The following is a 25,283-nucleotide window of genomic DNA, read 5'->3' as shown; positions in this document are numbered from 1 at the left end:
AGAAAAGTATTTCCTAATAAAAATAAGTCAGCAAAGGATTAACATGACTAACAATACACAAATAAAGGTTTTGGGTAATACTTTATGGGCAAAGTATATTGTTCTCCTTTTATTTTTACTTTTAAGTAAGCTTGCCTCAGCTAACGGCGACTCATTAAGTGCAACTTTACATGCGCTAGACTTTGACACGACTCAAGTCCTGATCAACAACATAAAACTGAATGAATTAGACTATCTTCAAAATGAAGACAAACTCACTCAAGCGTTTAAAATAAGCAAAGAGCAAAATTGGGAAAACCTTCATCTAGAAGCGGCCGCTTTGTATGCGGAGTTACTTTTTAGACAAGAAAAATACGAAGCGTTAAACACACACTTATCCTATTACTTAAAGAACAAAGAGTTACCAAATCAAAAAAGTGTATATTTATTATTTCTCGAATCACAACTCAAGTCTCTAGCGAGAGAGCCAAACCCAGCTCCAGCACAAACGCTAGCCACAAAATTAGAAGAGAGCTTGCAACAGCATTCAACTAAAGAAAAAATCATTATTTTACGAGCACTTGCTTACTATTACACCGATACAGATGCATTGAAAAAGACCCTAAATGTTGCACTAGAGGGGTTAGAATTAGCATTAAAAGATGATGATTCAGCATCTCAAGGATACTTTTTTAGAAAAATAGCCGATGCATACAATTATCTAAACGAAAAAGACAAAGCCGTATATTATGCAAAAAAAGCGGTTGCGGCATATGAGCAAACACAAGATGGGCTTTTTACTGCAAAAGCATATTGGAGTTTAGGCAATATATTGCTTGAGATAGAAAAACCTAAAGATGCCTTAATATACCTAGACAAAGCATTGCTCTATTTTAAAAAAGCTAATATGCAAAAAGGCTTAACCTTTGCTCAGTACTCAATTGCTAGTATTGAGTACTTACAAGCAAACTACGATAAAGCTTTAACTTTAACTAAAGAAAACATTGAGCTTGCTCGTTCTGCAGGTGTACATGACATGCAACTCGCATCGCTCATTTTGTTAGCTGACATATATATAAAACTAAATTTACTTGATCAAGCAAATGAAGCAAACGATGAGGTGTTTTTAAAATTAGATAAATTCAGCCGCAGTATTTATAAAGCCGATTTTTTAAGTAAACGCTATGAGCTAAAGCGACGCCTTAACTACACTGACGAGGCTTTTGAAGCAATTGAACAAAAGCTCCTTTATACAAAAAAACACTACGAAGCTACCAGTGAAAATAATATAAAAACACTACAGGTGCAGTTTGAAGTAAAAGAAAAAGAAGAAAAAATACAGCAACTAGAGTACGAAAAAGACATTAGTGAACTACAAGCTAAAGAAGAGTACCAACAAAAAATAATTTGGCGACTCAGCGCTGCTATTGCGTTTATTTTAGTGATTGCTTCATTATTTTTATTTTATCGACAAGCTCGACAACGTCAAAAGTATCACGATATTTCATTAACAGATTATCTAACAAATTGCCCTAATCGCAGAGGAATAATGCGCGCAGCAGAAGCAAAGCTTGGTGAAGGTAAAATGACGATAGCAATTGTTGACTTAGACTACTTTAAAAAAGTTAACGACCATTTTGGTCACGATGTTGGCGATTTAGTTCTTATTGCCTTTGCAAAAGCTGCAAGAGAAACACTATGTAATGATCATCAGTTTGGCCGTTACGGCGGCGAAGAATGGTTATTTGCACTAAATACGGCTGATGAACGAATAATTCGCGATATATTTAACCGACTCGCCATTAGCTTCGCCGAGCATTGCAGTAATATAGAAGACTTTCCTACAGATACAAAAATCACTTTTAGTGCAGGGGCCTCTGTAAGTAGCCCTTTAAAAAGCACACTAGATATTCTTATTAAGCATGCAGATAAATTACTTTATAAAGCAAAAGAAAACGGAAGAAACCAAGTCGTAGTTGATTAAATAAACACAGCTAAAAGTATTGGCTCATTTACTTGACTAAAGTTCGTCTAAAACCATTTGTTTAATTTTATGTGCTTTTACAAAATGATCTAATTTATGGGTGTGTATCCACCAAGTAGCAGCTTCCATAAGTAGCTCTGGGTCGTCGTTTTTATTGGCAAAAAAGGCATAAAAAGAAAGCCCTACATTTTCGCCTTTAGCTGCTATTTTTTTATCGCATACGGTAATTATTTTTGCTCTTAGTTCTTCCCTCATACATACCTTATTTAATTATATTTTTACTATTAAAATACGCCATTTAAAAAGCTAACGATTAGCTGTAAAAGACTTCTATCAACCAAACCGTGATTCTCAAGCTCTTTATTAGGCGTATTTACTTTTGCAGCTTTGCATTCATTATCTAATGTTTCATTTTTACGTGTATCGGTTTCGTATGCAATATCTGCTTGTTCCATACATTTTGCCGAGCCTGCGTAAGGCTGTGCCGCACAAGCGCTTAGTAATAAAAAAAGTGGAATTGCTATCAATAATTGCTTCATAACTAATCCTATTTTTACGCAACTTATTTACTTTAAATTACAGCTGCAAGTTAGCCTATTTACTTTCTACCACCATTACAAAAAATTCAAAAAAGAACGTACCTATAGCATCAAAAAAAGTGTCATTTTTTTCATCCTTTTTAATTTGTGCGCTAATGCATTGATTATAAACTTCTGAGCTTGTTTGAGCGCCATTTCGATCAACCGTTTCGGCCTCTTCAATGCATAAGTTAGGGTCAGAACGTGGGGCTGTACTACAGGCACTTAGTAAAGCGCACAGCAATAATGCGGCGATGGGGCTTTTTATGTTCATCCTTAAACTATCCTATTAAGTTAACGTGCTACCTGCATTTATACCGATTGATATTATATGTGGGAGTAATACATATAGATTGTACCTAAATAATGTTGCTACTTTATCACTGCAATAAAATAAACAACCAGTAAATATTTGTAAGGTTCTGTAGGAATTTATACTCACTTTATAATTGAACTACGTAAAAGCCTGAAATTATTGCATTCATATCACTGTAAAATTTACAGTGATAGCAGCCTAAAAATAAAAAATCAAAATAAAAGCAATAAAATACATCAACTTAATATTTGGCATTTAGTTTGCTAGTTAATGATATAAGCAAATAAATTGTAAAAGGATTAGTTATGAATATTTTTGAAGCACTACGTCATGACCATGACAAACAACGAGAATTAGTAGATGCGCTTATTCAAACGCACGGCGACACAGAGCAGCGCCACGAGCTAATGGACGAGCTAAAAACAGAACTAGAACAACACGCAAAATTTGAAGAACGTTACTTTTACAACCCACTTATGTTTGATGACTTAACTCATGAAAAAGCGCGCCACAGCGTAGCTGAACATCACGAAATTGATGAATTAATTGAACAACTTGAAGATACCGAAATGAGCTCGTCTGCATGGTTAGTTGCAGCTAAAAAACTGCATCATTTAGTACATCATCATTTAAGCGAAGAAGAACACGAAGTATTTCAATTAGCGGGTAAAGCACTAACCGAAGGGCAAAAACAAAGCTTGGCAAAGCAGTATAACGATGCAATGCACTAATACTTTTTATTTGTGAGTAACTTTACTCACAAATAATTGAACCACCTTATATACACTCCCTTGTGTACTATTGGTTATAAGCCACTTGGCTTATAACCATTTTTTAAGCCTATGTGCTAACTCTTCTCTAGTAAGGGTGCCTCTGTCGGATCAAAAATTCGATACGCCACTAGCTTTAAACCATCGTTAATAAAAAACCACACCAAAGCATATGCCCACACAGCAAGTGCCCATCCCCATCCTAGTGGGGTCATAAACACCCCATAAACAGCAATAAGTGTTGCTATAACTTGCGTGCCAAATACGGCGACCATTAATATAGCAGACGGTTTAATAGACCAAAATGGACCTCGGGTACGCGCTAAAAATATAGTCAAATGCCCTGCTACAGAAAGTAATAAGTACATTAATGTTTGAAGATGAGGACGGTCGAGTTCAAATACTTTATCTCCTAAGTAAAATAAACCAAAGGCTGCAATTGGCCCTACAATTCCCAGCACAGATGCAATACCTAAAACGAGCCGCATATTCCATGTCTCGGGCTTATTTTGATAATGCACATTGTCGTATGCAATAGACAAAATGGCGGCATCGTTAAGTAAAGCAAGCATTACAATCATGACTGCTGTTAACGGATAAAAGTTAAAAATTAATATCGCCATTGTCATAAAGAGTAGTACGCGCAGTGTTTCAGCAACCCTGTAAATAGCGTAACTGTTCATGCGTTGAAATATTTTTCGGCTTTCTTTAACTGCATCAATAATAACCGATAAGCCATCGGTCATTAACACAATTGATGCTGCTGAACGCGCTGCATCTGTAGCACCCGATACAGCAATGCCACAGTCAGCTTTTTTAAGTGCTGGCGCATCATTTACGCCATCTCCTGTCATGCCAACAATGTGCCCTCTATGCTGAAGCACATCAATAATATGGTATTTATGCTCAGGGAATACTTGTGCGAATCCGTCAGCACTCTCGATAGAATCATCTAACTGTGTGGCTTGATGATGCTCAGTTGCACCAAATCCACTAGCATCAAGAATGTTTGTCCCTAAACCCAGTTTACTTGCAGTTTCGCGCGCAATGGCCACTTGGTCGCCCGTGACCATTTTAACACTCATACCCATTTCTTTTGCATCGGCAATGGTTTGTATTGCTTCTTCACGCGGTGGATCAAAAAGTGGCAATACGCCTATAAATTGCCATTTACCTTGCTCGTCTGTTTTAGCAACCGCTAAAGAGCGAAACCCACGTGCTGCAAATTCATCTATTGATGCCTCAACTTGAGTTTTAACTGCCTCAATATTAGCCGACAAAGCTAAAATAACCTGCGGTGCACCTTTGGTCACTTTAAATGTTTTGCCATCATCATTTTTAACGATTGCTTCAGTACGTTTGCTCACAGGATCAAATGGCTGAAAATGCTCTATATGATAAGAATCTAAATGCTGCTCAGCTTTTACACTTTGTAATACTGCTAAGTCAATCGGATCGTTATTTTCTGAGCGAGATGCTAATGCCGCGTACAATATAACTTGCTCAGCAGAGCCTTTATTTATTGAGTTTTCGATATAAAACGGGTCACCTAACGTTAATAGGTTTTGTGTCAATGTGCCTGTTTTATCAGAGCACAGAATATCAACACCTGCTAGCTCTTCAATTGCAGCTAAACGCGTTACAACCACTTGCTTTTTAGCCAATAAACGAGCGCCTACAGCCATAGTAACTGATAGCACTGTTGGCATTGCGACTGGTATTGCCGCAACGGTTAATACCAGTGCAAACTGCAATGTGGTGATCATTGGATCATCGCGAAACAAAGCAACAATAACTATAAGCAGCACTAAAGCCGCAGCAAGCATTATTAAATAATTACCAATTTTAAGCACCGCACGCTGAAAATGACTTGCGGTTCGCTCCCCTTGCACTAACTGTGCTGTTTTACCAAAAAAGGTATTAGCGCCGGTTGCGTATACTATTGCCTCTATTTCACCTTGGCGAATAATAGAGCCCGAATAAACAGTTTCACCCGCCGACTTTACAACCGGTAACGACTCACCCGTAAGTGATGATTGATCTACTTCTACTGAATCACCATCGAGCAAACGCGCATCTGCAGGCACTATATCGCCCATCCGCATTCTAATAACATCACCTGGTACAAGCTCGCTGGCATTTAAATTTTGCCATTGAGTATCGCGGCGAACGCGTGCTTTGTTGGCTAATTTTGCTTTTAATGCAGCAATTGCATTACCCGCTTGATGCTCTTCCCAAAAGCCAACCAATACGTTAGACAGCAATAATACAAGAATAATAAAAAAATCAGCCCAGTGCTTAGCAAGCGCCGATAAAATAATAGCAGCCTCGATCATCCACGGTATTGGTCCCCAAAAGTAAGATAAAAATTTGAGTAGTAGGTTTGTTTTTTCTTCAACTAGTTCGTTAGGTCCATATTGTGCCAATCTTTGTGTGGCATCAGTTTGGCTTAACCCGTCGGATGATGTTTTTAGCTTTGCTTGTAATTGTGCTAAATCGAGCTTGCTCCATTCATCGCAATTTTGATTATGTGAAGACTTGTTTACTGAACGATTTGATGACTGATGCGCTGACGAAATTTTGACCTTTTCCATACGAGCCTTCTATACAACCTTGAGTTGAATAACTTGAGGTAATTAAAACCTACTAACCGTATAGCTAACATAAACTAAAGCTGTCGATATTGTTCTTACAAATATATTAACTTTGATCTAACGCAATATTTAAGATGAAATAATATAAAAAGGATTATTTTTAGAAGATGACAAAGAGATTGGATTATTAAAAGAAGTACTTCAAGGCTATACATTGGGCTGAAATAGTAAATAACTCAGCCCAATGTATTTTTAGCTACAACCTTAAGGAAGGGTATAGCTATTGTTTTATTACTTTACAGTAAATTTCACGTCTTGGTCGCGTAACAAGTAAAGTGCAAAACACGCAGCCCACATTGGCCATGCAGTAAAGAATAATAAGTTATTAAAGCCATCTATATACTGGTTGTACGAAGAAAGCGTTGATAAGCCATGCATTACAAAAATGATACCGTAAGTTATACGCTTTTTAATACCCGCTAAAAATGCCAATACTAATACAAGTTGTAGAGCACCGATAACATAAGCAACTATGTCAGATGAGCCACTAATACCGTAAAAATGTTCGAAAATACGTGCGCTATGACCAGGGTTTACGAATTTATCGAACGTCCACATAACCATTACAATAAATACGCCTAAACGCAAAGATAAAAGTGACCATTGCAAACGGTTTTGCACATCAGAACTCATTGAACCTGTCATAAAATTTCCTTAAATGAATATTAATAAACGTTGAAGTAACCTAGACCGTATAAGTTATTTTTTATTTCAAAAAAATTTAATTATTTTAACTAAAAAAGTAATTAAGCTTTGTAGTAATAAAAGTGAAGCTTATTTTAGGAATTAAAAAATGCTGCGTAAAAGTTAACAACTTTAAAATGTTAGCAGGTGAAAAGTAGTCTATAATTAAAAAAGCCCATTAAAAGCAAATATTTACATTCACTCTAATACAATCGCTCTATTGATATTTTATCGACTGATAAAACTATAGTACTTAATTACCACCTTTATAATACATCTGTTTTGTTATGTTCTAAAAAACAAAAAGAATCGAAATTTTACTGAAAGTTATTTTTAATCCTTTCGGTCTTTATCGCCAACAACATTTTAACCGTAGAGAGAAAACGTTTGAAACACGCATATTTAGCACTTTCCCTAGCCACCATATTAAATACACCACTGAATGCTTTTGCAGCCGAAGAATCAAAAACAACAAAAGATGGCGCAATAGAACGCATTGAGGTGGCAGGCCAAGTTATTAAATCTCAAGGTCTTTCGGTTAAAAACGCCACTGTAGACGGCCCTTTTGGCGACAACTTAGCTCTACGAGATATAGCCCGATCAGTAACACCAATTTCAAGCGAGTTAATAGAACAACTCAATATTACGACTTTACAAGACGTACTTGCAGTCAGCCCTAATACCTATTCAGCCAGTGGTTTTGGGGCACCAAGTTTACCTACTATTCGTGGGCAACTAGGTGAGCTTTTCCAAGATGGTACACGCCGCCAAGCAGGTAATAATGGCTTTGGTGTGCCCTTATCGTTCAACTCTATAGAACAGATAGACGTGGTAAAAGGCGCGCCGCCGGTATTATTTGGCTCAAGCCAACGCAACGGTGGTTTTGTAAACTTACATTCTAAAAAAGCATCAACTGACGAAAGTAAAGGCAAAGCAACTGTATCTGCAGGTCGATGGGATCAGTACAGTGTTTTAGTGGATTACAGTGCACCCATTGTAAAAGACAAAGTAGGTTTTAGAGTAAGCGCTGAACACATAGATAACGGCAGCTACTACGACTTTTCAGGCACAAAGAGCGACAGCTTATTTGCATCATTACGCGTATTACCCGATGACAAGAGCAGCTGGGATATTAACTTTGAGTTATACCAAGTTGAATTTACCGATAACGCAGGTATTAACCGCCCTACTCAAGCGCTAATAGATAATGGCCTTTATATTACCGGCCAAGGCGTGCAAGCAAACGGCAGTACTGTACCGGCAGCAGGTTCAATAATCTCACCAACTGGGCAAGTAAAAATAGATCGCAGTACAGTGCTTACCGACCCTGATAATCAAAACGAAGCCACTACTTATTTACTACACAGCATTTATAAGCGTGAACTTTCAAACAATGCATCAATAAAAAACATTACGTATTTTCAGCACTTACAACGTGAAGAAATTGCACAAAATAGCTTTGTTGAAATTATAGATGGTGCCGACACCGCGCAAAACCGTACCGAGCTTACCTATCTTTGGAATAGCGACCAGCAAACAATTTTTGCATTTGATGTGCGTTATAACCGCGTATTAGGCTACAGCCAATTTACAACAGAAGCCGATTTACCTATTGATTTAACTGGCCCACTTTCAAATCGCCGCATTCCTTTAACTGATGTACAACAAGCGCGTTTAATTGAAATTAGCCCAGGTGTATTTGTATCCCCTGGTGGTCAATATGATATTAATAATGACGGCAGTGGCGACTTTAACTTATCAGACACTACTGATTCGCGTTCATGGCAAACAGGTTTTGCTATTCAGCAAGATTCTGATTGGACAGATAAGTTTCATACAAGTGTTGGCTACCGCATTGATTTTTATGATGTAGACGCGCACGACCCAATAGCACCAGAGGGTGAAATTGCAGCTCGCGATAGCATTAACGATAAGCTACATTCTGGGCAAATAAGCTTTAACTACCGATTAAACGGTGATTACACCACTTATGGTGCAGCAAGTTACAACGAAGCCACATCAAATAGCATGGCTGGCGGCACGTCTCTTGGTAGCGACAACACGATTAGCGCACAAAACTTTTCAACCGAAAATACTTTAGTTGAATTTGGTTTAAAATACGCACCAACCGACAGCGATTGGTACGCCGATGGAGCAGTATTCAGCCAACGTCGTAGTTTACGTAATCGCGATGGTAGCAATACCGGCATTCGTACTACCGGCTTTGAAAGCCAAGTATTTTATGATGCTTACCCTTATTGGCTAAGTGCTGGCTACAGCTATATTGATGCTCGCTACGATAATTCTGCAAGTAGCCAAGATTCAGCTCAAGTAGCCGATGCATTTGACAACTCACGTCCAGATATTATTGAAGGTACCAGTGTTGGCGCACCTAGCTTTACCGCTTTTGCACCTTCAAACACCCGTGTACAGGGTATCCCTGAGCAATCGTTCAGCTTTAACGGAAATTATTCAATTAATTCGAAATGGCAAACGGGTTTTTCAGGTCTATATACAAAGAGTTACCCATTAGACTTTTTGGCGACAGTAAAAATTCGTGATCAGTACACACTAAACGTAAATACTAGCTATGCTTTTACGCCTAGTACCAAGTTACGATTAGATGTGAACAACGTAACGAATCAAAAAAACTGGCGCCCAGTATTTGAAGGCGGTTACTTTGGTGCAACTTTAGCTTTTCCTGAGTTGCCAATTAACGCCAAGCTTACGCTTACCCATAATTTTTAAAGACAAGTTTGAAAGAGAGAGAACATGATTAAAAAAATATTTCTATTATTGATTGCAGCGGCCGCCGTCGGCCTGTTCTTTCATTTTGACTTACACCAACTACTTACGCTTGATGGTTTAAAAGGGTCAATGGATCAGTTTAGCGATTACAAAGAGCAGTCACCGTTGTTGGTTATTGGTGGGTTCTTTTTACTATACGTAGTAGTAACTGCTCTCTCTTTACCAGGCGCCGCTATTTTAACACTTGCAGCAGGCGCATTGTTTGGCTTGGTAGAGGGTTTATTAGTTGCATCGTTTGCATCAACTATTGGCGCAACACTCGCCTTTTTAGTATCGCGTTACTTACTACGCGACACTATTAAACAACGTTTTCCTGAGCGCTTAGCCGCAATTGATGCAGGCGTTGAAAAAGAAGGTGGATTTTACTTATTTACTCTTCGTTTAGTGCCGGTGTTTCCGTTCTTTTTAATCAATTTACTAATGGGTGTTACCTCAATAAAGTCATGGACTTATTACTGGGTCAGCCAAGCAGGTATGCTAGCCGGTACATTTGTATTTGTTAACGCAGGTACGCAACTGGCTCAAATAGATAGCTTATCTGGAATTTTATCATTCAACTTAATCTTATCATTCGCTTTACTGGGCATTTTCCCATTCATTGCTAAAGGAATCTTAAACGTGTTTAAAAAACGTCGCGTATACAAAAACTACACTAAGCCTAAAAAATTCGACCGTAACATGATTGTTATTGGTGCAGGCGCAGGTGGTTTGGTAACAAGTTATATTGCTGCTGCTGTTAAAGCAAAAGTAACCCTTATTGAAGCCGGCGAAATGGGCGGCGACTGTTTAAACTACGGTTGTGTTCCAAGTAAAGCAGTTATTAAAAGCGCTAAAATTGCAGAACAAATTCGCCATGGTGAAAACTACGGCCTAGAAAACGCAACACCGCAGTTTTCGTTCAAAAAAGTAATGGCTCGTGTACATAAAGTAATTGCAGATGTAGCACCACACGACAGTGTTGAGCGCTACACAGACTTAGGCGTAGATGTAGTAAAAGGTTACGGTAAATTAATAGACCCGTGGACTGTAGAAATTAAACTTAACGACGGTGGCACGCAAACACTCACCGCTCGTACTATTGTGATTGCCACTGGCGCACGCCCATTTGTACCGCCACTACCTGGTATTGAAGAAACTGGCTATGTAACAAGCGATACATTGTGGAATAAATTTGCAGAGCTAGATGAGGCACCTAAAAAACTTGTAGTACTAGGTGGCGGTCCAATTGGTAGCGAATTAGCACAAAGCTTTGCACGTTTAGGTTCAAGTGTTACGCAAATTGAAATGAGCGAACGCATCATGATCAAAGAAGATCTTGAAGTGTCTACTTTTGCTCACGAAGCGTTAACCGAAAGTGGCGTTAATATTTTAACATCGCACCAAGCACTTCGTTGTGAAACGCGCGATGGTAAAAAATATATTGTTGTTAAACATAACGACAAAGAAATAGATATTGAATATGACGAGCTATTATGTGCCGTTGGTAGAAGTGCGCGCCTTAAAGGTTACGGTCTTGAAGAGCTAGGCATAGAAACAAACCGCACAGTAGTAACTAACGAATACCTAGAAACACTGTACCCAAATATTTTTGCAGCAGGCGATATTGTAGGTCCTTATCAATTTACGCATGTAGCGGCTCATCAGGGTTGGTACGCAGCAGTAAACGGCTTATTTGGTAACCTTAAAAAGTTTAAAGTAGATTACCGCGTTATTCCATGGACCACCTTTATTGACCCAGAAGTGGCACGTGTGGGCTTAAACGAGCAAGATGCAATTGATAAAGGTATCGATTTTGAAATCACTCGTTTTGAGTTTGAAGAGCTAGACCGCGCAATTACCGATAGCGCCACAAAAGGCTTTATAAAAGTCATTACCCCTAAAGGCAAAGACAAAATACTCGGTGTAACTGTGGTCTCTGAACACGCGGGTGATTTAATTGCTGAATTTGTACTGGCCATGAAACACGGTTTAGGCCTTAATAAAATACTGGGTACTATACACAGTTATCCTACTTGGGCTGAAGGCAACAAATACGCTGCAGGTGAGTGGAAACGCGCGCATGCGCCTGAAAAAGTACTTAACATGCTCGAAAAATATCATACGTGGCGTCGAGGCTAATATGTTTAACACAACATTAAAGCCTTTATTATTAAGTGCAGCGTTACTTGCAACGTCGCTTGCAAGCCAAGCGCAAAGCACGACTAATAACCTGCACGATAGCTGGAATGCATTGCTAAATAAGCATGTTGTAGCAATTAACCATAATCACAGCACAGAGGTTGATTACGCAGCCATAAAACGTGAGCATGCACAGCTAAAAACGTATTTAGATTCGTTAAGTGCTGTAACACAAAACGAGTTTGACGCGTGGGAAAAGCCTAAGCAACTCGCTTTTTTAATTAATGCGTATAATGCGTGGACTGTTGAACTTATATTGACTAAGTACCCAAACCTTAAATCAATAAAAGACTTAGGCAGCTTTTTTAGCTCACCATGGAGCAAAGAGTTTGTGCCACTACTTGGTAAAACTCGCAGCCTTGATGACATAGAGCACGGTTTAATTCGTGGCAGCGGTAAATATAACGATCCACGTATTCATTTTGCTGTAAATTGTGCAAGTATTGGTTGCCCTGCGCTGCGCGAGGAGGCATTCACAGCTACTGAACTAGAGAGCCAATTGCAACAACAAACGGTGCGTTTTTTATCTGATACAACACGTAATATGGCTCAAGAAAATACGCTAAATATCTCCTCTATATTTAAGTGGTACGGCGATGACTTTGAACAAGGCTTTAACGGAGCAAATACCTTACAGCAGTTTTTTTTGCAATATAGCGATGCACTTAAACTAGTACCCGCTCAGCAAAAAGCGCTTAGAAATAATGACATGAAAGTAAAATTTTTAGACTACAGCTGGGATTTAAATGTACGCCAGTAAGTTTTGGCAAACAGCTACGCGATACAGTGTTTACTGTGTCGCGTTTTGCGTTTGCTTAATAACAAGCTTAAGTACTTTTGCTAATAACAGCGCCCATAATATGAGTAAAGAACTACTCACTCGCTGGGAAAATATTGAAACGCTTGGTAATAACCAAAGCGTGTACTTTTATGCCTGGGGCGGCGACGCGCAAATAAATGCCTATATTCAATGGGCTGCCCAGCAAGTTAAAACTAAATATAATATTAACTTAGTGCATGTAAAGCTCAGCGACACCAGCGAAGCAGTAAGCCGTGTGTTGGCCGAAAAATCAGCACATAATAATGACCAAGGCAGTGTTGATCTGGTATGGATAAACGGCGCTAACTTTGCCACTATGAGCGAGCACGCATTGTTGTTAAAACAGTGGGCAAATAAACTGCCACACTTTGCATACACAGATCCCGCTAATAACCCTGCAGTTAATTTTGACTTTGGCATACCCACAAACGGTATGGAAGCACCGTGGGGGCAAGCATCGCTCACCTTTTATTACGACAGCCTTGCAATAAATGAACAAACAAACAATAAACTCCCTACTACATTAAACGAATTATTAAACTGGAGCACACAAAACCCGGGGCGCTTTAGCTACCCAAAGCCGCCTGATTTTTTAGGGATGAGCTTTTTAAAATACGCCTTAGTAATACTGCATCAGCAAAGCAGCGAAAATATTAAAGCGCAGTTAAACCAAGCGGCTACCGCTAACAACACAGCACAAGTATTAACCCCATTGTGGAACTTTTTAAATAAGCTACACCCTACGCTTTGGCGTGGTGGCACGCACTTTATGCAAAGTGGCGCGCAAATGCGCCGTTTAGTAGACGATACCGAGCTAAGTATTGCCTTTACCTTTTCAGCACCCGAAGTGCCCGCAGCCGTTAAACGCTACGATTTACCAAAAAGCATTCGCAGCTATGCAATGGCTGATGGCAGTTTAAGTAATACTCACTTTGTGGCTATTCCTTACAATGCAAGCCACCCGCAAAGTGCGCAATTAGTCGCTAACTTTTTATTAAGCCCAGAGGCGCAAGCTCAAAAGCAAAAAGCGCATATATGGGGCGATAAAAGCGTACTTATTCAATCAAGGCTAACGCCTGAGCAACAAGCCTTGTTTAAAACAGCTAAACCGCACCCAAGCGCACTGCCTTTTAACAGTATTAAGCGCACATTGAGCGAGCCACACCCAAGCTGGGTAAATGCCATAATGCAAGGCTGGCAAACTCGCTATGGGGTAAGCCAATGAATGTTGTTAGCAATAAAGTGGCGACAAGCCATGGGCCTCACGCCCGTAAAAGCCATGATATGTTTAGTAAAATAGTAAAATTAAGCCCACGCTTTTTACTCGTTTTACTTATTTTACCCGTACTTGGCGGCTTAATTAGTGTGTTACTACCCGCCTTTGGTTATGCCCCTGCACTTGATCAAACTACATTTGGCTTGCAAGGCTTTACCATGCTTTGGCAAACACCCGGCCTAGTAAATATGGCTATGCTAAGTATTGGCACCGGTTTAATAAGTACCTTACTTGCTTTTATTATTACTTTGATGATTTTAGCCGCTTTTTTTAACAGCCCTTGGCTTAACCGCATTCAGCGTTTACTGAGCCCTATTTTAGTGATCCCACACGCTGCAGCGGCTATTGCGGTAGGTTTTTTAATTGCCCCTTCAGGCATGATTTCGCGAATTATATCGCCCTGGTTAAGCGGGTGGGAACTTGCACCAAACGGCCTATTTCCGCATGACTCATTCGGCATTAGTATAATTTTAGGGTTAACGCTTAAAGAACTGCCATTTTTGTTATTAATGGCACTAGGCGTACTGGCGCAGCCTGAGCTTGGCAAAAAATTACGCCAGCAACATAAAGTTGCGCTTAATTTGGGTTACTGCCCCATGACCGCCTTTTTTAAAGTAATACTCCCTAGCCTTTACCCACTGCTGCGTTTACCTATTTTAGCTGTGCTCGCTTATGCCAGCGCCAGTGTAGAAATGCCACTTATTTTAGGCCCAAATACACCGCCAACATTAGCGGTAGCTATTATGCATTGGTTTAACGATGTCGATTTAAACTTACGTATTAAAGCCTCAGCCGGTGCTTTGCTACAACTGGCACTCACGGGTGGGCTACTTGCGCTTTGGCTTGGCGGCGAAAAAGCGATAAAAGTATTATTTAGCGATTCACTCACTAACGGAGTGCGCGAATACGGCGGATTTTATTGGCAAAAGCTAACGGTAATACTCACTGCTTTAGTGATCGGTTTTATTTTACTCTCGCTAATTGCCCTTATTTTGTGGTCGGTTGCCGGCTTTTGGCGCTTTCCCGATGCACTCCCTGAGCAATTTACACTACTGCATTTTAAAAGTGCGCTAATGCAAATGGGCAGTCCGCTTTTTAATACGCTAGCAATCGGTTTAGTAACCACACTATTTGCCATTATTCTTACTTTATTGTGTTTAGAGTCGGAGCAGTTAAGCGACAAACCCATCTCTCGCTTTACCAGTTTAATTATTTACTTACCGCTATTAGTACCCAGTATTGCCTTTTTGTTTGGCCTAGTATGGATACAACAATGGGTAAATAACCAAGCCGCGTTTTTTAATGTGGTGTTTACCCATTTACTGTTTGTTTTGCCTTACGTATTTTTGTCTCTCGCGAGCAGTTATAGGCGGTTAGACTCTCGCTTTGCGCGCGTTGCAGCAAGTTTGGGCGCAGCGCCCAGCAAAGTGTTTTTTAAGGTGAAATTACCGCAGTTATTTGCACCTATTTTAATTGCAGCCGCATTGGGGTTAGCGATCAGTTTTGGCCAATACTTACCAACTCTTTTAGCCGGTGGCGGGCGTATAGCCACCATAACAACCGAAGCCGTTACCCTGGCAAATGGCGCAAGTAGGCGCACCAGTGCCGTATACGCTATTATGCAAATGGCACTCCCGCTTATTGGATTTATACTGGCATGGGGTTTACCTAAGTACTTTTTTAAAAGTGCACGAGTGTAAAGTACCTATATTAAACAGTATTGAGTTAAAGGTTTTTTAATGCAGTCATCTTTACAGATTAAAAATTGTCAGCTTTATCGCCAAAACGAGCGACTACTTAGCTTAAACGAGCAAGTTAATGGCGGTGAAATTCTAACAATTATGGGCCCATCGGGCAGTGGTAAATCAAGCTTATTAAATTGGCTTACAGGTACTTTACCCAGTGGCTTTAAAGCCACTGGAGAGGTGTGGCTTAACGGTAAAAATATAAATGATTTACCCACGCATTTACGCCATATTGGCGTACTGTATCAAGACGCTTTATTGTTTTCGCACTTAAGTGTGACGGGTAATATTGCTTTTGCTATGCCCAAAGGGGATAAAAAACAACGCATTGAAAAAATAGCACACGCACTTGAGCAAGTTGGTTTAAAAGGAATGGCCAATCGCCATCCCGATAGCTTGTCGGGCGGCCAACAAGCACGCGTTGCGCTATTACGACTGTTATTAAGTGAGCCAAAAGCTATTTTACTCGATGAGCCTTTTAGTAAGCTCGACACGCAACTGCGCGTTGATACACGTGAACTGGTGTTTAGCCAAATACGCCAACATAAACTGCCTGCCATTATGGTAACGCACGATCATAGCGATTACGACGCTGCAAACGGTAAACTTTTCACCTTAAATACTGTACTTTAAGCGCACAAGGCACCCTATGTTAGATAAATTTATCACCCCTGTAATAAAACCACTGTTAAAGCCTGTGGTAATGCTGATACATAAATGCGGCATAACACCCGATCAGCTAACAGTATTTGGCTTTTTAATTGGCTTGCTCGCTGTGCCATTACTTGCTTTTGAAATGTGGTACGGCGCATTAGCTGCCATTGCTTTAAATCGCATTTTAGATGGGCTTGACGGCGCACTAGCACGCCATGCTAATTTAAGTTCAAGCGCCGGCGGCTTTTTAGATATTACACTCGACTTTTTATTTTACGCGGCCATTCCGCTTGGCTTTATTTTGGCAAACCCTGAGCAAAACGCGATAGCGGGATCGTTATTACTTGCCACTTTTATTGGTACGGGCTCAAGCTTTTTAGCTTTTGCGATTGCCGCCGAAAAATTTAAACTCGAAAAACCGCAATTTAAATACAAAAGCTTTTACTACTTAAACGGCTTAACAGAAGGCACTGAAACAATAGCGCTATTTATAGCCTTTTGTATTTGGCCGCAGCACTTTGCGGTTATGGCGAGCATTTTTGCTATTGCGTGTGGCATAACTATTTTTACCCGTATACATGGCGGTTATCACACACTTAAACAGCAAGAAGCCAATGAGGTTATAAATAATAATGACTAACGAAGTTTGGTGGCGACTCGGTTGCTTTTTTAGCATTTTAGTCATAATGATGCTGCTTGAATGGCGACAGCCCGCAAGGCAATCGCCCATTAAAAGCTGCACTCGCTGGTTTGCAAATTTTGGCTTAGTGTTTGCCTCATCTATCATTGCGCGCTTAGCCGTACCTATTGGTTTAACCGCAGTAGCACTTTATAATCAAGAGCACAGCATTGGCTTATTTAACCAACTAGCCATACCTAGCATAGTAACCATAGTGCTAAGCCTTGTACTGCTCGATATACTCATTTATTGGCAGCACAGATTGTTTCATAAAGTGCCACTATTATGGCGTTTACACCGCGTACACCACGCCGATGCGCACGTAGATACCAGTACCGGCCTGCGCTTTCACCCCATCGAAATTGTGCTTAGCATAGTTATAAAACTCATTGCAGTTACTGCACTTGGCGTACCCGCCATTGCCGTAATTATATTTGAAATCGCGTTAAATGGACTCGCCTTGTTTAACCATGCAAACATACGCCTACCAAACGCCATTGAAAAGCCACTACGCCTTATATTAATGACGCAAATACTGCACCGCATTCACCACAGTAGAGTAGTGAGTGAAACAAACTCAAACTATGGGTTTAGCGTAATTTGGTGGGACAAACTTTTTCGCAGCTATAAAAGTGAGGCCAAAAAAGTTGACGCAGAAATAGATATAGGTTTGGTTGAATACCCAAGTGCTAAGCAAAACGCCTCGCTGTGGGGGTTACTCATCATGCCGTTTAAAAACAAGTAAAAACAACTATATTGCACTTTACACAATGCCAATCTACTTAAAAGCCCTTTGATGTAGATTGGTATAAATAAAATACTCTATGAATACGCCAGGTGAAAACTTTAAGGATGTCTGTATAATTTCTAAATTTTAAAGCAAAAATTTGTAGAATGGGCTGGCTTTACTATTCGTTATTCATTTTGGGCTAAAGCGTATTATGAGCAACAAAAAGCCAAGGGTAAGCCGCACAACAGTATTATTAGATCACTGGCATTTAAGTGGATAAAAATACTATTTAGGTGCTGAAAAACACATACGCCCTACGATGAATCAACTTACTTAATCGCATTGAAAAGTAAGGGATCACCGCTGTTAAAATTTGCGGTGGAAAGTGAGCTTTAGTGCTTGCTGTCCACCTCAGGGCGTGTTGTTAGCATTAAATTATCTGTAAAGTTCAAGATTGTCTTTGTTGAATAAAGTAGGTGTAATTTTATAATAAACAGCAAACCAACCTGTTATTGCAACGATGACTCCGATATTGTACTCAGTAAAAAAGGGAATATAAGTTAGTAATACAACGATTAATAATAAATAAAGCAAAAATGTAATCCAAAATAATTTTGAACTGACCAACTTCAATCTTACATTACAGTCAGCACACTTAAAGTAAAGTGGAAATACGGAAAAAGACAAACTGAAAGGTTTGATGTTTTTAGTACAATTAGGGCAAATAGACATAAACTTCCTTGTAATGCTAACGAGGCTGTAGAATAACTCCAACAGCCAAAATCAATTTAAAAACGAGCTCCTACAATTAATTCTAAGCGCTTTTAAGGCATTAGGTAATGCATTTGGAACCCATAAAACAGGCTGTTTTTCTTAAAAAAGAGTAATTCTATAGCCTCAACGCTTTGCTAAGAGGAAAATTACGGTTGGCTATAATGCGCGAAGCGCGAGCCAGCTGTAATTTTTCTTTTTAAGCAATTTGTTATGCTATTTACTACATGTACCTTTTATAGCCATGTCTAATTTAGATACTTGTTTTTTTCCTTTCTTTTCGTCAACTAGTTCTACACCAGCACCACCAACAAAAACGCCCATTTTTATGTATTGGCTAACAAAGTAGTTTTTACCACTTTCAGTTTTTATAAGTAGATCATTAGGCGAGAATTCTGATTCTGTAGAAACTTTATGTTCAGTATTGCCCTCTATTTCTTCATAAAAGAAAATGTTAGGGGCTGTTTCGCCAACACACTTACCATTTAGCCATACATCTTTTTTAAGTGCTCCGCCAAAGCTGCCAGCTCTATATACATATAAGCCAGATTTTCCTTCTGAGGGGGAGTTATATTGTTTTGCGAGTTCACTTTTTTCTTTTGACTCCATTGGAACACTAGTACAACCGGTAGCAAGAATACTGTTACCGCAATAGTGGTTAAAACTTTATTCATTGTTTTTCCTTTTTGTAATTATGAGCTTCAAGTGCTCGTTTGATTGAAATAGCATAACGCCTGCCAGCAGGGGCGAGTGAAACGAGTCCAGCCAGCTTGCTGGCGACACTGGCTGGCTTTGTTAGGTGTTTACCAATCTTCATCGAAGTCATCAACACCGTGGGCACTATGTCCAACCATATACCATTTGTCGTTTATCTTTCTGAATATATGGCTGTATGTATTTTTAGCACCATTCGTAGATTTCTCTGATATAAGCTCCACGTTCCCCTTCTTTGCCCAAAGTGGAACTTCAGACAATGCGCCGCCTAGTTCTAGGTCTTTTTCATAGACTTTTCTTTCAATGACTTTATATGCAGATTCTTCTAGAACCTTGTCTGAAAAGTGAAACGATTTAAGCTCCCAGTAGATTGTTTTTAGCGAGTCTACATCTTTGGCTCTAGTATATTCACCGTAGCACTCTAATGTTTGCTCGGGCGTATTCATCGAACACTCATCCGCTTCAACAGATAATGCAACAAGAGCCAAAAGGGATAGCAATATTTTCATCGAGCTAATATACACCTAATTTTCATCGAGCTAATATACAGCTAACGAGCCTGTAGATTTACTCGTTTTTTTATTTGTTTTTTATTGATAAACAAACCATAGCTGAGTTCCTATTTTGGTTCAATCGATTACTTATTTTATGCAGAATATAAAGTGGGTGTTTGATGTTGTTTTAATTGGTATTTTGGAAGCTATTACTGGTGTTTAAGTGGCTTTATTTTAGGTTAAAAGGGCTTCCCCTTCTTAATGCATCGTGTTTTGCAGTTTTTCTATATTATGAACAAGGCAATACAGTTGCCACTGCGCATTCACTTTCGCTTGCCCCCGTAAGGTCAACTTATTCATGCCTTTATTCACTGTAATGTTGCCAAACACCGGCTCAATACAACCAAGTCGTTTACTGTATTGTCGTCGACCTATCGGGCTGTCTATTTTTACTTTCATTTTGTCTACATAGCTCAGCTTTTTGCGTGATTCATTATTGATAAACTGCACTTGTCGCCCTGTTTTAATGGGCGGCTTTCGCATGCATTGTTGCTGTAGCGGACACGTTTTACAGTCTTTTAAGTAACCGCAGAACCGGGTGTATTTTTGGTTATGGCTGTTTACATTTATACCGCTTCGCCACATGGCATTGCCTGCAGGGCAGCGGCATGTTTGGGTTGCTTCATCATAATGAAAATCATCTGAGGTAAATAGTCGTGGTTTGCCTTTACTGCGTTTTAATCTGCGCTTTTCTTGCTCCGTTTCGTATGTTTCGCTGGCTTTAAACAGCGGGTTTCTTTTTCTAAATTGGTTATCCGCAATGTAGGTATCGAACCCGCTTTGCGCCATAAATTCAAGATTCACTTCGCTGTTAAACCCACTGTCTGCAGTGAATTTAATCGTGGGTTCATCTGCCCGTTTTTCTGTATTGAGTTTAGCAAGCTGCTGTTTTAATTGTGCAATGGCTGGCTGTAAGGTTTGTTGTTCACCCACTGAACCCCACGCTTGAGCTTGCAGGATAATTTGGTGTTTATCATCGTTTATCGCGATGCCGTTGTAGCCTTGAATTGTCCCTTTTGAGGTCGTCATTTTCGCGCTGTCGGGGTCGGTGATATTACTTTTAACTGGCTTGCCTTTACTGCCTGTTTTTTCTTTGTGAGTGGCTAAAAACTCGGTGATTTTACCTGCACTTTTATCTAGCTTTTCTTTTTGTTTTAAATCCTGAGTTATCAATTCTTCGCCCAGCCCATCTTGTGATTGGTGGCGTTCAATAATACGTTTGCTTGCGCGTTCTAGTTTTGCTTTTTTGCGACCTAACTCATCGAATGTGCCACTCCACTCTTTACTCGCATTGGACTTTAATTTACACCCATCAATGGCAAACATGTTGCGGCCTATCAAGCCTTCCTCATCACATATCATCAGCACTTGCGTAAAAAGCGGCTCAATCTGTTCATGCATTTTAGCCACAAAACCCGCTATAGATGTGTAATGCGGCTGGATATCCCCCGACACACTCATAAATAAAATATTATGCTCGCAAGCCTTTGCAATCCGACGGCTACTAATTAATCCATGTGCATAACCCAGTAAAATAATCTTTAACATCACCGATGGCGGATACGCCGCCGCGCCCGTTTTGTCGTTGTTATACCACGCGTCAAAGCCCGATAAATCGAGCTTGTTTTCGACAATATAACAAAGAGCATATTCAAATGTGCCAGGCAAAATTTGCTCAGCAAAATTGATAGGAATGAATTTATTTTGACAGGATAAGTCAGGCTTGTAGTTGGCCATAACGATTTACCGTGGGTGAATAATATCTATTAGATCACAGCGAACGGATGGGTTCAAGGTTAAAAAGCAATCAATTCGAAATAGTAAGATACGTTCCTAAAAAGAGTAATTCTACAGCCTCAACGCCGCGTTCACCGGCTTGTCCGGTGCAACGCTTTGTTAGCATTTTGTTGACCAAAGATACATGCTCGACTTCTTGTTTAGTATCTTCAATTCAAAAGATTCCGAACAACTTCGTTGAGCAATTCCATAGCAGACGTGTAACGGTAACAAATGCTCTTCTCTGGGATGACAATAACGGGCAGCAGGGGCTGTAGCCCATTGAGATAGCCTGGCCCTCCTTTCCTTTTCACTGAAACCTGAATTAGAGCATGTCTCTAGAAGCCAAGTCTCAAAGGCTTCATTCTTTGCTTTTGACTCGTTGGTATCTGATTCAAAAAAAGCCTTCATGTTATGAAATGAAAATCCCGAACCAATAACAAGTAAATCTTTATAATCCAAGTTTTGAAGTGCCTGCCCTATGTTTAAGTGCTGATCGGGGTCAAGACTGTTAACAAGGGACAGCTGAACGCATGGAATATCCGCATTTGGGTACATTATTTTTAACGGCACAAAAAGGCCATGATCGAAACCCCGTTTCTCATTGAGATTAGCGTCAATTCCTTCGCTTTCGAGCAAGTTATAAATCTGCTCCGCTAGCTGAGGCTCCCCCATACAAGGGTATTCAATATTGTACGATTCTTGTGGAAACCCGTAATAATCGTAAATTAAACTTGGCTTATCCCCGGAAGTAATGGTCGGTATGGTTTCCTCCCAATGTGCACTAATCACGATGATAGCCGATGGCTTAATTATTTTAGTAGCAATGTCTTGTAAACAATTCACCATCTCTTTGTGCCCTTCATCGCCTAGAAGTGGCATTGGCCCACCTCCATGAGATATGAATAGTATATTTGGACCATGTTTCATTGAGATATACCTATTGAGTTAATGCTAACGCCCGCATTAAGCGGACTAAAATTGTGGGTTAAAATGTGTAGCGAAGCGAAACCTAACCCACTGTTTTAGTTCCGTTTAAATGCCTTGTTATATTTTATATATTTAACAACCCTTTGCACTTGGGGTATTTTGAGCAACCCCAGAACTTATTCCCTGCATGCGCACCATTTTTAGCTGTTCTTAGGGCCATTTTAGACCCACACTTTGGGCAGAAGGGTATTTCTGTTTCTTCGAACTCATTATCTTCTATATGATTATCTGCCTGTGTATATTTAAAATCACTATTGCTGTCTATTTTTGAAGAGTTCAGTTGCTTATTTGATTCCTCAGCATTTAGGAAGTAATTAAGCAAAACAGCAATAACAAAGGTGTGTGGTAACGCAGCCAAAAGGCAGTATGGAGCAAAGCATGCCCCGAATATAAAAAGTTGATTAACGATTATGATTACCACCCAAGTGACTAAAAATGCTTGGAAGTTATTGAGTGCACTCTTCAGTATGTTTTTTATCATTGTCCAACCTTTAAAATATAACAGCTTATTGAACACCACTTTGGGGGTTTATAACACCCCAAAACGGCGTATATTACATAGCTTAATAGTTCCATCAAACAACTCTAATGTAAACAAGTAATTACGTGTGTTATAAAACTGCCTTTGTTAAAATGCCCCAAAACGACTTTTAATAATGTTATCCGACAAAGCCGCAACTATTGCCAATTTATACAGTTATTAGTTATAAATTTAGCTTGTATGAAATACCCTTTATTAACACTGAAAAAAGAACACATATAATAAAAGTGTGCAAAAACACGATTGATGCTTACCTTCAATGGGTATGGGTTACAACTTTTATGTAATTTCATGGTACGCACTATCCTAGTGCTAAGAGCGATAACGCGGTTGAGTCGTTTTAAATTAATTAAACCAATGTACAAAAAAGCGCTGCAAATATGCAGCGCTGTCATTACTTAACGGTTGTTTATTTTAACTTTGTACTTAAAATTAAAAGAAGCCGAGCGGATCTTCGCTATAGCTTACTAATAGGTTTTTAGTTTGTTGGTAGTGACCCAGTGCGAGTTTGTGGTTTTCGCGACCAATACCTGATTTTTTATAGCCGCCAAACGCGGCATGAGCCGGATACATGTGGTAGCAGTTAGTCCATACTCGGCCTGCCTCAATTTTACGCCCCATACGATACGCTTGGTTCATGTTGCGGCTCCATACACCGGCGCCTAAACCAAATTCAGAGCTATTGGCAAGTGCCAACGCTTCGGCTTCGTCTTTAAAGGTCGACATTGAAATAACCGGGCCAAAAATCTCTTCTTGGAATACCCGCATGTCGTTGGTGCCTTTTAATAGCGTAGGCTGAATGTAATATCCGCCGTTAAGCTCATCGCTTAACTGCTCTACGTTACCACCAGTAAGTACTTCGGCGCCTTCTTTTTTACCAATTTCGATGTAGCTTAATATTTTATCGAATTGCGCTTTAGACGCCTGCGCACCTACCATGGTTTCGGTATCTAGCGGGTTACCGCGTTTAATTTGTGCTGTACGCTGTAAAATGCGTTCAATAAATTGCTCGTAAATATCTTCTTGAATAAATAGTCGCGATGGGCAAGTACACACTTCACCTTGGTTAAAGTAGGCCAGTATTGCGCCCTCTATTGCTTTAGATAAAAACGCGTCGTCTTTGTCCATTACATCGCTAAAGAAAATATTGGGTGACTTACCACCTAGCTCTACCGTTGATGGAATAATGTTTTCGGCGGCGCATTTTAAAATATGTGAACCCACTGGGGTAGACCCCGTAAAGGCGATTTTAGCAATACGGGTGTTGGTAGCCAGGGCTTCACCTGCTTCTTTACCAAAGCCATTAACTACGTTGAGTACGCCCGCTGGCAGTAAGTCGCCAATCACTTCCATTAACACTAAAATAGAGGCAGGGGTTTGCTCTGCCGGTTTTAGTATTACACAGTTGCCCGCAGCTAAGGCTGGGGCTAGCTTCCACGCTGCCATTAGTATTGGGAAGTTCCACGGAATTATTTGCCCAACTACACCTAACGGTTCATTAAAATGATAGGCAACGGTAGTTTCATCAATTTCACTAATACCGCCCTCTTGTGAGCGCAGGCAACCTGCAAAATAACGAAAGTGATCGGCGGCTAGTGGAATATCGGCCGCGAGTGTTTCGCGAATTGCTTTGCCGTTGTCCCACGTTTCGGCAACCGCAAGTAACTCTAAATTTTGTTCAATACGGTCGGCTATTTTTAGTAATACGTTACTACGATCGGTAACCGATGTAGTGCCCCACTGCGCTTTTACTGCATGGGCTTTGTCGAGCGCAAGCTCAATGTCGTCTTTGTCGGAGCGCGCTACTTTGCAAAACACTTTGCCGTTTACAGGGCTAATATTTTCAAAGTACTGGCCGTTTACTGGCTTTACCCATTCTCCACCAATGTAGTTTTCGTATTGCGCTTTAAAGGTAATTAGTGCATCTTTTTCGCCTGGATTTGCATAAATCATAGTGACACTCTCTTGTTGTTATTAGCTAAAAGTCGAGCTATTAAATAAGTCTTTTTGCTTTATATTTAATCAAGTGCTGTTTTATAATTAATCAGCATTGATTGACATTAGACTATCAAACACTTAAAA

The 25,283-nt window shown here is 39.9% G+C and carries 21 protein-coding genes and 1 pseudogene; 11 read left to right on the top strand and 11 right to left on the bottom strand.

Annotated elements, in window-relative coordinates; translation table 11 throughout:
- The first annotated feature begins 43 nt into the window (after window positions 1-43).
- Window positions 44-1,963, top strand: a complete 1,920-nt coding sequence (locus PARC_RS18955) for a tetratricopeptide repeat-containing diguanylate cyclase (RefSeq protein WP_010553642.1) — start codon at window positions 44-46, stop codon at window positions 1,961-1,963.
- A gap of 36 nt (window positions 1,964-1,999) precedes the next feature.
- Here PARC_RS18955 and PARC_RS18950 read toward each other — a convergent pair whose 3' ends face one another.
- The 3 genes from PARC_RS18950 to PARC_RS18940 are packed head-to-tail and all read right to left on the bottom strand — an operon-like array spanning window position 2,000 to window position 2,815.
- On the bottom strand, window positions 2,000-2,218 hold the full coding sequence (locus tag PARC_RS18950) for a DUF6500 family protein (protein WP_010553641.1): 219 nt from the start codon (window positions 2,216-2,218) through the stop codon (window positions 2,000-2,002).
- A 29-nt stretch (window positions 2,219-2,247) separates the two neighbouring features.
- Complete coding sequence (locus PARC_RS18945) at window positions 2,248-2,502, bottom strand: hypothetical protein (RefSeq protein WP_010553640.1); 255 nt, start codon at window positions 2,500-2,502, stop codon at window positions 2,248-2,250.
- 55 nt (window positions 2,503-2,557) lie between these two features.
- Complete coding sequence (locus PARC_RS18940; RefSeq protein WP_007581778.1) at window positions 2,558-2,815, bottom strand: hypothetical protein; 258 nt, start codon at window positions 2,813-2,815, stop codon at window positions 2,558-2,560.
- Window positions 2,816-3,162: 347 nt separating this feature from the next.
- Between PARC_RS18940 and PARC_RS18935 the strand changes: the two genes are divergently transcribed.
- The gene (locus PARC_RS18935) at window positions 3,163-3,588 is read left to right on the top strand and encodes a hemerythrin domain-containing protein (RefSeq protein WP_010553639.1); all 426 of its coding nucleotides are present in this window, start codon (window positions 3,163-3,165) and stop codon (window positions 3,586-3,588) included.
- A 116-nt stretch (window positions 3,589-3,704) separates the two neighbouring features.
- Here PARC_RS18935 and PARC_RS18930 read toward each other — a convergent pair whose 3' ends face one another.
- Window positions 3,705-6,221: a plasma-membrane proton-efflux P-type ATPase gene (locus tag PARC_RS18930; RefSeq protein WP_010553638.1), complete on the bottom strand. Its 2,517-nt coding sequence runs from the start codon at window positions 6,219-6,221 to the stop codon at window positions 3,705-3,707.
- Window positions 6,222-6,512: 291 nt separating this feature from the next.
- Window positions 6,513-6,926, bottom strand: coding sequence for a hypothetical protein (locus tag PARC_RS18925; RefSeq protein ID WP_007581772.1), 414 nt, complete (start codon window positions 6,924-6,926; stop codon window positions 6,513-6,515).
- Window positions 6,927-7,352: 426 nt separating this feature from the next.
- On the opposite strand from PARC_RS18925, the gene PARC_RS18920 reads away from it, so the two are divergent.
- The 9 genes and pseudogenes from PARC_RS18920 to PARC_RS22065 all read left to right on the top strand — a co-directional run.
- Window positions 7,353-9,713 carry a TonB-dependent receptor gene (locus PARC_RS18920; RefSeq protein WP_010553637.1) on the top strand — a complete coding sequence of 787 codons (2,361 nt, stop codon included), beginning with the start codon at window positions 7,353-7,355 and terminating at the stop codon, window positions 9,711-9,713.
- Window positions 9,714-9,737: 24 nt separating this feature from the next.
- On the top strand, window positions 9,738-11,891 hold the full coding sequence (locus tag PARC_RS18915; RefSeq protein WP_010553636.1) for a dihydrolipoyl dehydrogenase family protein: 2,154 nt from the start codon (window positions 9,738-9,740) through the stop codon (window positions 11,889-11,891).
- A gap of 1 nt (window position 11,892) precedes the next feature.
- Window positions 11,893-12,711, top strand: a complete 819-nt coding sequence (locus PARC_RS18910) for a DUF547 domain-containing protein (RefSeq protein ID WP_010553635.1) — start codon at window positions 11,893-11,895, stop codon at window positions 12,709-12,711.
- Window positions 12,698-13,996, top strand: coding sequence for an ABC transporter substrate-binding protein (locus PARC_RS18905; protein WP_010553634.1), 1,299 nt, complete (start codon window positions 12,698-12,700; stop codon window positions 13,994-13,996). Before PARC_RS18910 ends, PARC_RS18905 begins: the two co-directional genes overlap by 14 nt.
- Window positions 13,993-15,747, top strand: a complete 1,755-nt coding sequence (locus PARC_RS18900) for an ABC transporter permease (RefSeq protein WP_010553633.1) — start codon at window positions 13,993-13,995, stop codon at window positions 15,745-15,747. The genes PARC_RS18905 and PARC_RS18900 overlap by 4 nt, the downstream gene beginning before the upstream one ends.
- A 39-nt stretch (window positions 15,748-15,786) precedes the next feature.
- Complete coding sequence (locus PARC_RS18895) at window positions 15,787-16,425, top strand: ATP-binding cassette domain-containing protein (RefSeq protein WP_010553632.1); 639 nt, start codon at window positions 15,787-15,789, stop codon at window positions 16,423-16,425.
- Window positions 16,426-16,441: 16 nt separating this feature from the next.
- Window positions 16,442-17,086, top strand: a complete 645-nt coding sequence (locus PARC_RS18890; RefSeq protein ID WP_010553631.1) for a CDP-alcohol phosphatidyltransferase family protein — start codon at window positions 16,442-16,444, stop codon at window positions 17,084-17,086.
- The gene (locus PARC_RS18885) at window positions 17,079-17,870 is read left to right on the top strand and encodes a sterol desaturase family protein (protein ID WP_010553630.1); all 792 of its coding nucleotides are present in this window, start codon (window positions 17,079-17,081) and stop codon (window positions 17,868-17,870) included. The genes PARC_RS18890 and PARC_RS18885 overlap by 8 nt, the downstream gene beginning before the upstream one ends.
- Window positions 17,871-17,999: 129 nt before the next feature.
- Window positions 18,000-18,251 (top strand): annotated as a pseudogene (locus PARC_RS22065) (IS110 family transposase); the annotation flags it as partial.
- 591 nt (window positions 18,252-18,842) lie between these two features.
- Here the strand turns inward: PARC_RS22065 and PARC_RS18870 are convergent.
- The 6 genes from PARC_RS18870 to exaC all read right to left on the bottom strand — a co-directional run bounded on the left by PARC_RS18870 (window position 18,843) and on the right by exaC (window position 25,154).
- Window positions 18,843-19,235: a DUF2846 domain-containing protein gene (locus tag PARC_RS18870; RefSeq protein ID WP_010553629.1), complete on the bottom strand. Its 393-nt coding sequence runs from the start codon at window positions 19,233-19,235 to the stop codon at window positions 18,843-18,845.
- 194 nt (window positions 19,236-19,429) lie between these two features.
- Complete coding sequence (locus PARC_RS18865) at window positions 19,430-19,849, bottom strand: hypothetical protein (protein ID WP_010553628.1); 420 nt, start codon at window positions 19,847-19,849, stop codon at window positions 19,430-19,432.
- A gap of 243 nt (window positions 19,850-20,092) precedes the next feature.
- Window positions 20,093-21,631: a transposase gene (locus tag PARC_RS18860; RefSeq protein WP_010553627.1), complete on the bottom strand. Its 1,539-nt coding sequence runs from the start codon at window positions 21,629-21,631 to the stop codon at window positions 20,093-20,095.
- A 159-nt stretch (window positions 21,632-21,790) separates the two neighbouring features.
- Window positions 21,791-22,600: a DODA-type extradiol aromatic ring-opening family dioxygenase gene (locus tag PARC_RS18855; protein WP_010553626.1), complete on the bottom strand. Its 810-nt coding sequence runs from the start codon at window positions 22,598-22,600 to the stop codon at window positions 21,791-21,793.
- A 124-nt stretch (window positions 22,601-22,724) separates the two neighbouring features.
- Entirely contained in the window at window positions 22,725-23,141 is a 417-nt protein-coding gene (locus PARC_RS18850; protein WP_010553625.1) for a topoisomerase DNA-binding C4 zinc finger domain-containing protein, read from the bottom strand.
- Window positions 23,142-23,633: 492 nt separating this feature from the next.
- Window positions 23,634-25,154, bottom strand: a complete 1,521-nt coding sequence (exaC, locus tag PARC_RS18845; protein ID WP_010553624.1) for an acetaldehyde dehydrogenase ExaC — start codon at window positions 25,152-25,154, stop codon at window positions 23,634-23,636.
- Window positions 25,155-25,283: the final 129 nt, after the last annotated feature.

Origin of the sequence: Pseudoalteromonas arctica A 37-1-2, assembly GCF_000238395.3 — a bacterium.
GTDB classification, from domain to species: domain Bacteria; phylum Pseudomonadota; class Gammaproteobacteria; order Enterobacterales; family Alteromonadaceae; genus Pseudoalteromonas; species Pseudoalteromonas arctica.
Note: the sequence above shows the minus strand (reverse complement) of the source record. Positions and strands in the feature narration are given on the sequence as shown.

Bases quoted from the DNA above. Each gene is read 5' to 3' on its own strand.
- PARC_RS18895 (WP_010553632.1), top strand. From the start codon at position 15,787: ATGCAGTCATCTTTACAGATTAAAAATTGTCAGCTTTATCGCCAAAAC.
- PARC_RS18915 (WP_010553636.1), top strand. From the start codon at position 9,738: ATGATTAAAAAAATATTTCTATTATTGATTGCAGCGGCCGCCGTCGGC.
- PARC_RS18935 (WP_010553639.1), top strand. From the start codon at position 3,163: ATGAATATTTTTGAAGCACTACGTCATGACCATGACAAACAACGAGAA.
- PARC_RS18860 (WP_010553627.1), bottom strand. From the start codon at position 21,631: ATGGCCAACTACAAGCCTGACTTATCCTGTCAAAATAAATTCATTCCT.
- PARC_RS18955 (WP_010553642.1), top strand. From the start codon at position 44: ATGACTAACAATACACAAATAAAGGTTTTGGGTAATACTTTATGGGCA.
- PARC_RS18850 (WP_010553625.1), bottom strand. From the start codon at position 23,141: ATGATAAAAAACATACTGAAGAGTGCACTCAATAACTTCCAAGCATTT.
- PARC_RS18870 (WP_010553629.1), bottom strand. From the start codon at position 19,235: ATGGAGTCAAAAGAAAAAAGTGAACTCGCAAAACAATATAACTCCCCC.
- PARC_RS18950 (WP_010553641.1), bottom strand. From the start codon at position 2,218: ATGAGGGAAGAACTAAGAGCAAAAATAATTACCGTATGCGATAAAAAA.
- PARC_RS18900 (WP_010553633.1), top strand. From the start codon at position 13,993: ATGAATGTTGTTAGCAATAAAGTGGCGACAAGCCATGGGCCTCACGCC.
- PARC_RS18865 (WP_010553628.1), bottom strand. From the start codon at position 19,849: ATGAAAATATTGCTATCCCTTTTGGCTCTTGTTGCATTATCTGTTGAA.
- PARC_RS18855 (WP_010553626.1), bottom strand. From the start codon at position 22,600: ATGAAACATGGTCCAAATATACTATTCATATCTCATGGAGGTGGGCCA.
- PARC_RS18905 (WP_010553634.1), top strand. From the start codon at position 12,698: ATGTACGCCAGTAAGTTTTGGCAAACAGCTACGCGATACAGTGTTTAC.
- PARC_RS18910 (WP_010553635.1), top strand. From the start codon at position 11,893: ATGTTTAACACAACATTAAAGCCTTTATTATTAAGTGCAGCGTTACTT.
- PARC_RS18945 (WP_010553640.1), bottom strand. From the start codon at position 2,502: ATGAAGCAATTATTGATAGCAATTCCACTTTTTTTATTACTAAGCGCT.
- exaC (WP_010553624.1), bottom strand. From the start codon at position 25,154: ATGATTTATGCAAATCCAGGCGAAAAAGATGCACTAATTACCTTTAAA.
- PARC_RS18925 (WP_007581772.1), bottom strand. From the start codon at position 6,926: ATGACAGGTTCAATGAGTTCTGATGTGCAAAACCGTTTGCAATGGTCA.
- PARC_RS18885 (WP_010553630.1), top strand. From the start codon at position 17,079: ATGACTAACGAAGTTTGGTGGCGACTCGGTTGCTTTTTTAGCATTTTA.
- PARC_RS18940 (WP_007581778.1), bottom strand. From the start codon at position 2,815: ATGAACATAAAAAGCCCCATCGCCGCATTATTGCTGTGCGCTTTACTA.
- PARC_RS18930 (WP_010553638.1), bottom strand. From the start codon at position 6,221: ATGGAAAAGGTCAAAATTTCGTCAGCGCATCAGTCATCAAATCGTTCA.
- PARC_RS18890 (WP_010553631.1), top strand. From the start codon at position 16,442: ATGTTAGATAAATTTATCACCCCTGTAATAAAACCACTGTTAAAGCCT.